10 protein-coding genes and 1 pseudogene are annotated in these 12305 nt (G+C 71.3%); 5 read left to right on the top strand and 6 right to left on the bottom strand.

Features of this window, described 5'->3' with window-relative positions; all coding sequences use genetic code 11:
* Positions 1-333: 333 nt before the first annotated feature.
* Positions 334-2499 (top strand): S9 family peptidase, encoded by a 2166-nt coding sequence (locus MTP10_RS40595; protein WP_310717188.1) that lies wholly within the window; start codon positions 334-336, stop codon positions 2497-2499.
* The gene (gene mgrA / locus MTP10_RS40600; protein WP_310717192.1) at positions 2496-3494 is read left to right on the top strand and encodes an L-glyceraldehyde 3-phosphate reductase; all 999 of its coding nucleotides are present in this window, start codon (positions 2496-2498) and stop codon (positions 3492-3494) included. Before MTP10_RS40595 ends, mgrA begins: the two co-directional genes overlap by 4 nt.
* Here the strand turns inward: mgrA and MTP10_RS40605 are convergent.
* Positions 3463-5841, bottom strand: a complete 2379-nt coding sequence (locus MTP10_RS40605; protein ID WP_310717194.1) for a lysylphosphatidylglycerol synthase transmembrane domain-containing protein — start codon at positions 5839-5841, stop codon at positions 3463-3465. The two genes, mgrA and MTP10_RS40605, sit on opposite strands and share 32 nt — an antisense overlap.
* 272 nt (positions 5842-6113) lie before the next feature.
* On the opposite strand from MTP10_RS40605, the gene MTP10_RS40610 reads away from it, so the two are divergent.
* Positions 6114-8108 carry a molybdopterin oxidoreductase family protein gene (locus MTP10_RS40610; protein ID WP_310717196.1) on the top strand — a complete coding sequence of 665 codons (1995 nt, stop codon included), beginning with the start codon at positions 6114-6116 and terminating at the stop codon, positions 8106-8108.
* A gap of 15 nt (positions 8109-8123) precedes the next feature.
* On the opposite strand, the gene MTP10_RS40615 is transcribed toward MTP10_RS40610, so the two are convergent.
* Positions 8124-8927 carry a hypothetical protein gene (locus tag MTP10_RS40615; protein WP_310717197.1) on the bottom strand — a complete coding sequence of 268 codons (804 nt, stop codon included), beginning with the start codon at positions 8925-8927 and terminating at the stop codon, positions 8124-8126.
* 68 nt (positions 8928-8995) lie between these two features.
* Here MTP10_RS40615 and MTP10_RS40620 point away from each other — a divergent pair, with 68 nt between their 5' ends.
* Complete coding sequence (locus tag MTP10_RS40620) at positions 8996-9574, top strand: helix-turn-helix transcriptional regulator (protein WP_310717199.1); 579 nt, start codon at positions 8996-8998, stop codon at positions 9572-9574.
* Here the strand turns inward: MTP10_RS40620 and MTP10_RS40625 are convergent.
* Entirely contained in the window at positions 9517-9915 is a 399-nt protein-coding gene (locus MTP10_RS40625) for a GNAT family N-acetyltransferase (RefSeq protein WP_310717257.1), read from the bottom strand. The genes MTP10_RS40620 and MTP10_RS40625 overlap by 58 nt on opposite strands.
* A gap of 111 nt (positions 9916-10026) precedes the next feature.
* A pseudogene (locus tag MTP10_RS40630) lies at positions 10027-10527 on the bottom strand (GNAT family N-acetyltransferase); the annotation flags it as partial.
* Between MTP10_RS40630 and MTP10_RS40635 the strand changes: the two are divergent.
* A complete protein-coding gene (locus MTP10_RS40635; RefSeq protein WP_310717200.1) occupies positions 10502-10885 on the top strand; it encodes a VOC family protein in 384 nt (127 codons plus the stop codon). The pseudogene MTP10_RS40630 and the gene MTP10_RS40635 overlap by 26 nt on opposite strands.
* A 13-nt stretch (positions 10886-10898) precedes the next feature.
* Here MTP10_RS40635 and MTP10_RS40640 read toward each other — a convergent pair whose 3' ends face one another.
* Together MTP10_RS40640 and MTP10_RS40645 are read right to left on the bottom strand one after the other, a co-directional pair.
* Positions 10899-11351, bottom strand: coding sequence for a hypothetical protein (locus tag MTP10_RS40640; RefSeq protein ID WP_310717202.1), 453 nt, complete (start codon positions 11349-11351; stop codon positions 10899-10901).
* Positions 11352-11433: 82 nt separating this feature from the next.
* Entirely contained in the window at positions 11434-12231 is a 798-nt protein-coding gene (locus MTP10_RS40645; RefSeq protein WP_310717205.1) for a methyltransferase domain-containing protein, read from the bottom strand.
* Between the last annotated feature and the right edge of the window lie 74 nt (positions 12232-12305).

Consider the following 12305-nt stretch of genomic DNA (forward strand, 5'->3'; position numbering starts at 1 on the left):
AGAGGCGCTTTTCGCTTCGGTCTTTCGTTGTGTCTTTATTCTTTCAGCGACCCGATTTACTGTCAAATTCGGCGCTTTCAGAATTCCGACTTACCCCGTCTCCGGGGCAACCCCTCTAACTTACCAGCCCGCAGCCATGCTCCGAACCGACTCGCCAGAGGGAGGTTGTCGACGACCGACGACACAGCCCATGCCGAATCCACTGGAGTGGAGGAGGATGGTTGTGCCGCACCGCGTCGGCTTCACAAGATTAGCAGCGCGTCCGACTGCTTGAGCCGTCTTCGCCGAGTCTCGCGGCCACGGACGGATTACGGCCGAACATAGACTCCCCACGTGAGCAGCCAAACCCAAGCGAGCAGCCAGGCCCCCGGCGGCGCGTCGACGCCCCCGGTGGCGAAGAAGGTCCCGACGGAGCGCACCCACCACGGTGACACCGTGATCGACGAGTTCGCCTGGCTCGCCGACAAGGACGACCCGGACACGGTCGCCTATCTGGAGGCGGAGAACGCCTATCTCAAGGAGCAGACCGCCCATTCGGAGGGTCTCCAGGAGCAGGTGTTCCAGGAGATCAAGGGCCGCGTGCAGGAGACGGACCTGTCGGTGCCGAGCCGCAAGGGCGGCTGGTGGTACTTCACCCGTACCGAGGAGGGCAAGCAGTACGCCGTGTCGTGCCGGGTGCCGGCGACCGGCGAGACCCCCCCGGAGATCACTACCGGTGAGCGGCTCGACGGGGAGGAGGTCATCCTCGACGGCAACGAGCTGGCGGGCGACAGCGCCTTCTTCTCGGTCGGCGTGAGCGCCATCTCCCCCGACGGGACGATGCTGGCCTACTCCACCGACTACAAGGGCGCCGAGCGCTTCACGCTGAAGTTCAGGAACCTCACGACCGGCGAGACGCTGGACGACGAGATCGAGGACATCTTTTACGGCGGCGCGTGGTCGGCCGACGGCTCGACGTTCTTCTACACGCGCGTGGACGACGCGTGGCGGCCGTACCAGGTCTACCGCCACACGCTGGGCACACGTGACGACGTGCTCGTCTACGAGGAGTCCGACGAGCGGTACTGGGTCGGCGTCTCGCTGACGCGCAGCGAGAAGTACCTCGTGCTGGGCGCCGGCAGCAAGATCACCAGTGAGGTGCGCATCCTGGACGCCGCCGACCCGACCGGCGAGTTCCGGGTCGTGCGTCCCCGGACGGTCGGCGTGGAGTACGGCGTCGAGCACGCGGGCGACTTCTTCTACGTGCTGCACAACGAGAACGCCGAGAACTTCGAGCTGGCCACGGCCCCGCTCGACGACCCGGGCGCGTGGACGCCGCTGATCGCGCACCGCGAGGACACGCGGCTGCTGGAGATCGACGCGTTCGCGGGCCACGCCGTCGTCCACTTCCGGCGCGACGGCCTCACTGGCATCCGGGTCCTCCCGTACACGGAGGACGGCGGGGCCGCGGAGGGCGGCTGGCGCGAGCGGGCCGAGGCCGCCGCGGGCACCGCTGCGTACGAGATCGAGTTCCCCGAGCCACTGTACGACGTGAGCCCCGCCGGCAACCCCGAGTTCGTCACCGCGCGGCTGCGGCTCGGCTACACCAGCATGGTCACCCCGTCGAGCGTCTACGACTACGACCTGGCGACCCGCGAGCTGATCCTGCTGAAGCGGCGGGCGGTGCTGGGCGGCTACGACCCGGACGACTACGAGCAGTTCCGCGAGTGGGCGACGGCCGAGGACGGCACGCGGGTGCCGATCTCCCTGGTCAAGCGGAAGGACACCGCCACTCCGGCGCCGACCGTCCTGTACGGCTACGGCAGCTACGAGACCTCGATCGACCCGGGCTTCTCGGTGCCGCGGCTGTCGCTGCTGGACCGGGGCTTCGTGTTCGCGGTCGCCCACGTGCGCGGCGGCGGGGAGCTGGGCCGGCGCTGGTACGAGGAGGGCAAGCTCACCAGGAAGCGCAACACGTTCACCGACTTCGTGGCCGCGGCCCGGCACCTGAAGCAGGCGGGCGTGAGCGAGCGGGTGGTGGCGCGCGGCGGCTCGGCGGGCGGGCTGCTCATGGGCGCGGCCGTCAACCTGGCGCCGGAGGAGTTCGCGGGCGTCGTGGCCGAGGTGCCGTTCGTCGACGCGCTCAACACGATCCTCGACCCGTCGCTGCCGTTGACCGTGATCGAGTGGGACGAGTGGGGCGACCCGCTGCACAATCCCGACGTCTACGCGTACATGAAGAGCTACACGCCGTACGAGAACGTCGACGGCCGGTCGTACCCGCCGATCCTGGCGATCACCAGCCTGAACGACACGCGTGTGCTCTACCACGAGCCGGCCAAGTGGATCGCCCGGCTGCGGGCCACCGCGGACGGCGGGCCGTTCCTGCTGAAGACCGAGATGGGCGCGGGTCACGGCGGCCGGAGCGGGCGTTACGACGCCTGGCGGGAGGAGGCGTTCGCGCTGTCCTGGATCATCGGGACGGGCACGGGGACGGGCACCGACGGGAGTGCGGCGTGACGTACACGGCGGACGAGGGCCGCTACGAGCGGCAGCCGTACAACCGCAGCGGCCGGAGCGGGCTGCGGCTTCCGGCCGTCTCGCTGGGGCTGTGGCACAACTTCGGCGACGACCGGCCGGTCGCGACGTCGCGGGAGATCCTGCGCCGCGCGTTCGACCTCGGGGTGACGCACTTCGATCTGGCCAACAACTACGGCGTGCCGTACGGCTCGGCGGAGCGGAACTTCGGCCGGATCTTCCGCGAGGACTTCGCCCCGTACCGGGACGAGCTGGTCATCTCCACGAAGGCGGGCTACGACATGTGGCCCGGGCCGTACGGCGAGTGGGGCTCGCGCAAGTACCTGCTGGCCAGCCTCGACCAGTCGCTGGAGCGGATGGGACTGGAGTACGTCGACGTCTTCTACAGCCACCGTCCCGACCCGGACACGCCGCTGGAGGAGACGATGGGCGCGCTGGACCGGGCGGTGCGCTCGGGCAAGGCGTTGTACGCGGGCGTGTCCAACTACTCGGCGGAGCAGACGGCCCAGGCGGTCCGGATCATGCGGGAGCTGGGGACGCCGCTGCTCATCCACCAGCCGTCGTACTCCATGATCAACCGGTGGATCGAGGGTGGCCTGCTGGACACGCTGGAGGAGGCGGGCATGGGCTGCATCGTCTACTCGCCGCTGGCGCAGGGGTTGCTGACCGACCGCTACCTGGAGGGTGTGCCGGCCGGGTCGCGGGCGGCGACGAGCAGGTTCCTGAGCGCCGAGCAGATCGACCGTGAGCTGGCGGGCGAGCTGAACGAGATCGCGCGGGGCCGTGGTCAGTCGCTGGCGCAGATGGCGCTGCTGTGGACGCTGCGCGATCCGCGGGTGACGAGCGTGCTGATCGGCGCGAGCAGCGTGCGGCAGCTCCAGGACAACGTGGCCTGCCTGCAGGGGCCGCCCTTCACCGAGGACGAGCTGCGGGAGATCGACCGGATCACAGGGCCTCGTGCCGCTGGAGGTGCGTGAAGGACGCCCAGCCGGGCAGCACCGGCAGCCAGAAGGTGAGCAGCCGGTAGAGCAGCACGGCCGAGGTGGCCAGCTCGGCGGGCAGCCCGGCGACGGTCAGGCCCAGCGTGAGTGAGGCCTCGACCGCGCCGAGCCCGCCGGGGGTGGGCGCGGCCGAGCCGATGGCGTTGGCCGTGAGGTAGACGACGGCGACGGTGGTGAAGCTGATGGAGCCGCCGAACGCCTCCACGCACGCGTCGAGGCAGGCCACGAACGCCAGGGTGATCATGAGGGTGCCGAAGGTGGCCTCGATCATCTTGGCCGGCGACTGGAGCACGTCCAGCAGCCGCGGCAGCACGTTGGAGAACAGCCGCCGCATGCGTCCGGTGACGAGCCGGCGCAGCGGCGGCACGCCGAGGAGCACCACGACGAGCACGGCCACCGCGAGCATCGCCACGACCAGCCCGCGCGAGGGGGTGAAGGACGTGGCGGTGCTCGACCCGGTGATGTAGGCGAACAGCAGCAGCAGCGCGATGTGGAAGATCATCATGACGAGCTGCGACGCGCCCACGCTGGCCATCGCCGAGGCGGGTGAGATTCCGCGTTTCTGCAGGTAGCGGGTGTTGATGGCGACGCCGCCGACGGCGGCGGGCGCGACGAGCTTGACGAACGACGCCGCGAACTGCACGAGCACGGTACGCCAGAGGGGCAGCGCCTCGGGTACGAACCCGCGCAGCATGAGCGCGGCGGCCACGAAGCTGACGAACGAGGCGACCAGCGCGAGCCCGGACCACGCCCAGTCGGCCGTGGTGACGACCTGCGCGAGGTTGACCCGGCTGAGCTGCGACAGCAGGAAGTAGGCGGCCAGGGTGCTGGCGATGATGGTGACGAGCGTGCGCGGCCGGAAGCGCTCCAGCCGGATCTCCTCGGCCTTGCCCTGCGGCTTGAGCGAGACGATCTGCTCGCGCAGGTTGCCGAGCAGGGCCTTGTCCTTGGCCAGGGCCGCGCGGGTCTCGCGGGTGAGCGCGATGCGCTGGAGGAGCGGCAGGGCGGCGGCGAGCGCGTCGGGCCCCATGACGGCGGCCGCGGCGCGTACGGAGCGCTCGGGGCCGACGCGCAGGGCGAGGTAGGTGAGGAGCTGGGCGACGTCGAGCCGGAGCAGCAGGTCGCCGGCGGCGATCTCGCCGCTGCGGGCGTCCGTCAGCACGACGCGGCCGGCCTGGTCGAGGTGGATGCCCTCGCCGGTGAGCCGCCGGTGGGCGAGGCGCTGGATCTGGAGAAGCTCGATCTGCTCCCAGATCTGGGCGAGCACGTTGTCGTCGATCTCGGCGTCCGGCACCTCGTCCAGGGGCCTGGTGTCGAGGTGCTCGTAGGCGAGCAGCGCGGCCTCGGTGCCGATCTCGCTGGTGCCGAGCAGGCGGGGCGTGCTCGCGCCGGCCGCCTGCGCGGCGTACGCCATGAGCGCCTCGCGCTCCAGCTCGGCGCGGAGCGAGCGGATCGCGCGGCGGCGGGTCTCGGAGTTGAGCCGGATGCGCCGCCACAGCCGGTACGGCAGGCCGGCCACCTGGCGGTCGCGGTCGAGGACGGTGACGTCGAGGCTGCTGCCGTCCTTGAGTCCGATGGCGTAGCGGCGGCTGCCCTGGTGGTCGTCGTCGATGCGGCGGGCGGAGACGGGCGTGAAGGACAGCTTGCGCAGGGCGGCGACGACGGCGTTGCCAGGGGGCCGGGTGTTGGGGCTGCCGACGCCGTACAGGGTGCCGTAGCCGACCGCCATGCCGAGCAGGACGGTGATGATGCCGCCGACGAGCGTGATCTGGTAGCCGGTGAAGAAGGCGAGGGCGTACAGCCCGATGACGGTCCACATGAGGGCCCGCCAGGTGGGGCGGCGGGAGATGCGGACGGCCGTGGAGTAGGCGATGACCGACGTGAGCAGCGTGTTGAGCGGCTCGATGTCGCGGTTGCCGGTCAGCAGGAGGCGCAGGTCGGTGGGGGCGGCGGTGACGATCCAGCCGCCGAGCAGGAAGGCGATGACCATGCCGAGGATGGCGGCGACCAGGCCCTCGGCGACGCGCAGGCCGTCGCGGTGGAAGACGCGCTCGACGGCGAAGGCGACGGGCACGACGAGCAGCGCGGCGCCGCCCAGGAACGTCGCGACGCGGCTCAGCAGCTCGGGCAGGCGGGTGGCGCCCTCGGTGACGTCCTTCTCCAGCCCGTTCAGGGTCTGCTTGGCGACGAGCGCGATGACGATCACGCCGACGATGGCGACCAGCGTGGCGAGGAAGCGGAGCAGGTCGGAGGGGCGGCGCAGGCGCTGGGGCAGCAGCGGCTCGACCACGTACACGTCGTGGTCCGGGCGCGCTTCGGCCACGGCCGGGCCCTCCTCCGAGAGGTCCCCCGTGTCTTCACGTTCCCTGATGTCGGCCACCGACAGCGATTCTGCACCTTCCCGACCGGACCGTACGATCTTTGGCCGCTAGTGTCCCCAATCGTCACCTCGGTTACCGCACCAGGGGTGACGCCCGACGAGCCCTTCCCTTCGATTTCTACCGCTGTCCGAGCCGTGCCGCGTGACATGGGGTCTCCGGCCGCCCCGTGCCACGCTCGTTCACCCGTCATAAGCTGGGGCGCATGTCGGGTGAAATGCGAGTTTTGGGGGCTTGTCCGCTGGACTGCCCTGACGGCTGCTCGTGGGTGGTCACCGTCGAGGACGGCCAGGCCGTGAAGCTGCGCGGCAACCCGGACCATCCTTACACCCGGGGCGCGCTGTGCGTGAAGGTCAACCGCTACCTGGAGCACACCCGGGCCGACGACCGCATCCTGTACCCGCTGCGCCGCACCGGCCCCAAGGGCTCCGGCCGGTTCGAACGGATCACCTGGGACGAGGCCCTGGAGGAGATCTCGACCCGGCTGCGCGGGATCGTCGAGGAGCACGGGGGCGAGGCGATCTGGCCGTACGCGGGCACCGGCTCGCTCGGTTACCTCCAGGGGTGCGAGGGCGTGGCCGGCCGCCGGTTCTGGAACGTGCTGGGCGCCTCCAAGCACTGGCTGAACATCTGCTCCAGCGCCGGCAACTCCGGGCTCACCCTGGCCAACGGCACCCCCGGCGGCATGGACACCGAGGACTTCGCACTCTCGCGGCTGATCCTGCTGTGGGGGACGAACACGCTGACCAGCGGCCACCACCTGTGGAAGTTCGTGCAGGAGGCCCGGGCGAACGGCGCGTACGTGGTGGCGATCGACCCGATCCGCACCAGGACCGCGGACCAGGCGGACCGGCACCTGGCGATCAGGCCCGGCACGGACGCGGCGCTCGCCCTCGGGCTGCTCAACGTGGTGCTCGCCGAGGGCGCGCAGGACGATGACTACCTGGCACGGCACACCGCGGGCTGGGAGGCGTTCCGCGAGGAGATCCTGGCCTACCCGGTCGAGCGGGTGGCCGAGATCACCGGCATCCCGGCCGAGGACGTCCACAGCCTGGGGACGCGGCTCGCGCGCACCCGGCCGACCGCCATCCGCGCCACGATGGGCATCCAGCGGCACGAGGGCGGCGGCACGGCGATGCGCACGATCGCCGCGATCCCCGCCGTCACCGGTGACTGGCGGCACCCGGGCGGCGGCGTGGCCTACTCCACCAGCGGCCACGTCCACCTGAACATCGACACCCGCGACGACCTTCTCGCCAAGCCGGTCCGTACCCTGACGATGACGCGCCTGGCCTCGGAGCTGGACTCGGTCAAGTGCCTGTGGGTGTACGGCGCGAACCCGCTCGGCTCCACCTCCGACAGCGGCGCGATCAGGCGCGGACTGGCCCGGGAGGACCTGTTCACGGTCGTCATGGAGCACTTCCCGACCGACACGGTCGACCACGCCGACATCGTGCTGCCCGCGACGATGCAGACCGAGCACGCCGACCTGCACGCCGGCTACGGCCACATGTACCTCCACTGGAACGAGCCCGCGGTGGAGGCGCCCGGCGAATGCCTGTCCACCACGGAGACGTTCCGCCGCCTGGCCCGGCACATGGGCCTGACCGAGCCGTCCCTGTACGACTCGGACCTGGAGCTGGCCGAGCAGCTCCTCGCCAGTGGCCATCCGTCGCTGGAGGGCGTCACGCTGGACCGGCTGCGCAAGGAGGGCTGGGTGCGGATGAACTATCCCAAGCCGTTCACTCCGTTCGCCGAGGGCTTCCCGACGTCGTCCGGTCGGATGCGTTTCCCGTCGCGGGGCAAGGCGTACGTGCCGTCGAGGTCGGCGCGGGAGGCGGGGAGCGGGCCGTACCCGTTGACCCTGATCACGCCGGCGGCGCACACGTTCCTCAACACGACGTTCGCCAACAACCCCGAGCTGCGGCGCCGCGCCAAGGATCCGGTGGTGCTGGTCAACCCGGCCGACGCGGCCGAGCGGGGGCTCGAGAGCGGGCGGCGGGCGCGGGTGCACAACGCGGTCGGCGAGTTCCTGGCCGAGGTGGAGGTGAGCGACCGGGTGGCGCGCGGCGTGGTCGCCTCGCCCAAGGGGCACTGGCCGAAGCACGTGCCAGGCGGCGCCAACCCGAACGCGGTCGTACGGGAGGCCGACGCGGACCTCGGCCGGGGCGCGGTCTACCACGACAACCTGGTCGAGGTCAGCCCTTGCTGACCTGCCCGTGCCTGATCACGATCTGTGCCGGTCCATGAACGTGAGGATGCGGTCGAGCACCTGAGGGCCGTAGGAGGCGCCGAACATCGCGGAGGCGTGGGCGCTCTCGCCCTTGACCAGGAGCAGCTCGTTGGCGGCCGCCTTGGTGGCGGCGTCGTGGGCGGCCTGGAGGTCGGCGGCGCCGCCGTAGCCGTCGTTCTCGGTGCCGATCTGGAGCAGCGGCGCGGTGATCGCGGCGGCGTCGGCGGGGTCGATCGAGCCTGACAGGGCGACGACCCCGGCCGCCTTGCCGCGCATCCTGGCCGCCGCGAGGGGGGCGGTGGTGGCGCCGATCGAGCCGCCCACGAAGAACAGGCGCTTGACGCCCTTCTCCTTGGCCAGCCGCTTGCCCATGGCCACCGCGACGTCCTCCGGCGGGACCCTGCTGTCCCTGGCGTACAGCAGCACGCGGTAGCCGGCCCCCACGAGGCGGTCGGAGAGCGGGCGCCAGGTGCAGACGCTGCCGTTGCGCTCGTAGGTGATCACCACGCCGACCGATCCCTTGCCCGTGATGACGCCGGGCAGGTCGTCGCCGTGGGTGAAGATCCTGCCGTCCTTCTCGGTGAAGCAGCCGCTGACGTTCGGGCCGGTGACGACGGGTGACGGCGTCACCGAAGGACTGGCCGGTGCCGACATCGCCGACGTCACCGGCCTCGGAGCTGCCGGAGACGGCGCCGCCGCGGTGTTGACCGTGCCCCCGCAGGCGGTCAGCAGCGCGACGAGCCCCGCCAGGCCGGCGCCTCCCCACCCGGTGTGCCGTGAGCCGATGATCGCGCGCATGCCCGTCCCCTCTCCTCAAACTATGTCAGAAGTGACATAGTCTGGCGGCAGAATATCCTTGGCGCACGATGACCTCAACGCTTGGTTTCGCGATCCTCGCCGTCCTGGCGCGGGGCGACCGCACGGGCTACGACATCGCCGCCGCCATGCGACGGCCCGTGTCGTACTTCTGGACGGCCGGGCACAGCCAGATCCACGCCGAGCTGCAGAAGCTGTCGGCCGGGGGGCTCGTCGCGTTCGAGACCCGGCACGGGCCCGGCCCGCAGGACAAGAAGGTCTACCGGCTGACGTCCGAGGGCGGGGACGCGCTGCGGGCGTGGATCACCGAGCCGCCGCGCGAGCGGCCCGAACGCGACGAGCTGGTGCTCAAGACGTACGCCTCGTGGCTGGCCGACCCCGAGCTGGTCAGGCGGCTGTTCGCCGAGCAGTTGCGGGCGCACGAGGAGCGGCTGGCCGAGTACGAGCGCGAGGAGGAGCTGTTCGGGGCGCCTCCCGACCCGGGCGACCCCCGCTTCGGCAACTACGCGGCGCTGCGGTGCGGGCTCGGCTACGAGCGGCACCGCGCCGAATGGTGCCGGTGGATGGTGGGTCAGCTCAGCGCGAGCTTGAAGCCCTCGTGGGAGGCGGTGAAGCCGAGCGAGCCGTAGAAGCGGTGCGCGTCGGCGCGGGACTTGTCGGAGGTGAGCTGCACCATCGCGCAGCCCCGGGCGCGCGCCCGGTCCACGGCCCAGCCGATCATCTTGCGGCCGAGGCCCTGGCCCCGGGTGGAGGCGGCGACCCGGACCGCCTCGATCTGGCAGCGCTCGGCGCCCAGCCTCGACAGGCCGGCCAGGTAGGTGAGCTGCATGGTGCCGACGACCTTGCCGCCGACCTCGGCCACGATCAGCTCGTCGTAGGGGTCGGTGTCGATGCGGGCGAACGCCTTCAGGTAGCGCTCGTCGTTCGGGTCGCCCTCGCGCCGCGCGCCGAGCGGGTCGTCGGCCAGCATGGCCACGATCGCGGGCACGTCCTCGGCCCTGGCCCGGCGGAACAGCAGCGACAGCGCGTACTGCGACTCCCCCACCTCCGGGTCGGACGGCAGCCTCATCGTCCGGCCTGTGGGGGTGAATCCCTTACGCAGGTAGAGGGCGCGGGCGGCCTCGTTCGCGTCCACGATCCACAGCCGCACCTCCTCGGCGCCCACCTCGCGGGCCCCGGCGACCACCTCGTCCACCAGCAGCGAGCCGACGCCGCGAGTGCGGGCCTCCGGTGCCACCCACAGCGACAGCAGATGCACCCCGCCCTCCTCCTGCCGGGCGCACACCAGCCCGAGGTCGGCCGTGCCGTCGGAGGCCACCAGCCACCGCGACTCGGGGGCGCTCAGCCGCTCCGCCCACGTCTCCGGCGGGAAATCGTTCTCCCTGGCGTACGTGGACGCGAACGCGCCGGGCGCGTCCAGCAGCGCTCTCAACCTGATCTCCCGCAGACGCTCCACGTCGTCCACGCCCAGCTGCACAAGTACGATGTCCGGCATAACCGGCATCATGCCAGTAACCGGCTTGACGGCTTCGCCGGTGTCACGGTTGGGTGATCGCATGATTGAGATCCATGCTGTGACCATCGACGCCGCCGACCCGTACGAGCTGGGGAGCTGGTGGAGCAAGGTCACCGGCCTTCCGCTCGGAGACGACGACAACCCGGGCGACCCCGAGATCATGCTCCGCACCAAGCAGGACCCGTTCCTGCTGTTCATCCGCGTCCCCGAGGGCAAGGCCGGCAAGAACCGCGTCCACCTCGACGTCAACGCCATCGAGGGCAGCCGGGACCAGGAGGTCGAGCGGCTGCTGGAGCTGGGCGCCACCATCTTCGAGGACCACCGCAGGCCCGACGGGACCGGATGGGTGACCATGCACGACCCCGAGGGCAACGAGTTCTGCGTCACCCGGAACCAGGCCGAGCGGGACGGCCTGCTGGGCTGACGTCCCACCGGCCTCACGAGGACGAACGCGCGCGGCCCTTCACGGTCATCGTCAGGATGCCCGCGATGACGTACACGAGCACGCCGTGCCAGACGGACTGGAAGGCCGAGCCGAAGACGCCCTCGGAGTCGAGCACGAGCTGCACCGGGTAGTCGAGCACCGTGGCGATGCCGGCGGGCAGCAGCGCGAACTTCCACGGGTGGTTCAGCGCCCACTGGCGGGCCTGCCGGGTCACCCGGTCGCCGACGTCCGGCTTGGAGACCGCGCCGATCGCGGCGATCAGCGCGAACAGGTTGATGCCGAGCCCCAGCGCCCACACCAGGTTGGCGTCGCCGGGCAGCAGGACCCCGAGGCCGAAGCTGACACCGGCCACCACACCGCCGCCGACGGCCGCGGCCTTCCAGGGCGCGCCGCGCAGCGCGGCGCCGGACAGCGAGACTTCGTCGCGTCGAGTGATTTCGTTCATACGGCCAGGGTGCCTCGCGGACCACCCTGGCCACATCGGGGATCGTCCCTGATAAGTCCCCGACCACCCGCGGGCCCGGCGGTCAGTCCCACCAGATCGTCACCCAGCGCTCGCGCGGCAGCGGCCACATGCCCATGGAGAGCGCGGTCTCGGCGACCTCCTCCGCGCGTGCCGGGTCGAGGCAGATCCGGCGGCAGGCGCCCGCCGCCAGCTCCTCCAGGCTGCTGAATCGTTCCAGCGGGGCCTCCCGCTCCTCCACCCGGACCCGGTACCCGAGCGCCGCGGCCAGCGCGACGCAGTCCTCGGCGACGGGGCGCACGGGACGGTTCACTCCGTGGAAGTGCTCCCAGAGCGGGGTCATCCAGCTCATGGGGTGGCGGTGGGCGAGCTCGAGCACCACGCGGCCGCTCGTACGGGCGTCCAGGGCGCGCAGGAAGCCGGCCAGGTCGGGCACGTTGTAGACGACGTGCGCGGCGACCGACGCGTCCGCCACCGGCACCTGGTCGGCCACGTCGGGCCAGCGTCCCTCGACCGTCGTGTGCGCGACGCCCAGCTTGTCGGCGCGCAGCGCCAGCTCGGCCAGCATCGCGGCGGAGGTGTCGACCGCGTACAGCCGTCCGGCGCGCTCGTGCAGCGGCAGCGAGGCGGCGCCCGTGCCCGCGCCGACGTCCAGGAGCGTGCCTCCCTCCGGCAGGGCCTCCGCGAGCCGGGTCATGGTGGGACCGTCGTCCGGCTCGGCCAGCGCCCTGTCGGTACGCGCGGCGAAACGGGTCGGGGAGTGGCCCCACGGATCGGCGTGGGCCTTGGCCAGGATCTCGGGCGGGATGGCCCACGAATCAAGGCGCTCTCGCCAGCGCGCGGCGAGTTCTTCGGCGTCCATGGAGATGAGCATGCCACGCATATCCACTGTTACCCGCGGGTAGCATTCGGAGTAAGGTTACTAGCCGGTAGATA

The organism is Nonomuraea sp. 3-1Str, assembly GCF_031570565.1.
Classification (GTDB): domain Bacteria; phylum Actinomycetota; class Actinomycetes; order Streptosporangiales; family Streptosporangiaceae; genus Nonomuraea.

What these genes read in the sequence shown, in the direction of transcription:
- MTP10_RS40610 (WP_310717196.1), top strand. Translation starts at nt 6,114, where the DNA reads ATGCGAGTTTTGGGGGCTTGTCCGCTGGACTGCCCTGACGGCTGCTCG.
- MTP10_RS40620 (WP_310717199.1), top strand. Translation starts at nt 8,996, where the DNA reads ATGACCTCAACGCTTGGTTTCGCGATCCTCGCCGTCCTGGCGCGGGGC.
- MTP10_RS40625 (WP_310717257.1), bottom strand. Translation starts at nt 9,915, where the DNA reads ATGCTGGCCGACGACCCGCTCGGCGCGCGGCGCGAGGGCGACCCGAAC.
- MTP10_RS40635 (WP_310717200.1), top strand. Translation starts at nt 10,502, where the DNA reads ATGATTGAGATCCATGCTGTGACCATCGACGCCGCCGACCCGTACGAG.
- MTP10_RS40645 (WP_310717205.1), bottom strand. Translation starts at nt 12,231, where the DNA reads ATGGACGCCGAAGAACTCGCCGCGCGCTGGCGAGAGCGCCTTGATTCG.
- MTP10_RS40615 (WP_310717197.1), bottom strand. Translation starts at nt 8,927, where the DNA reads ATGCGCGCGATCATCGGCTCACGGCACACCGGGTGGGGAGGCGCCGGC.
- MTP10_RS40640 (WP_310717202.1), bottom strand. Translation starts at nt 11,351, where the DNA reads ATGAACGAAATCACTCGACGCGACGAAGTCTCGCTGTCCGGCGCCGCG.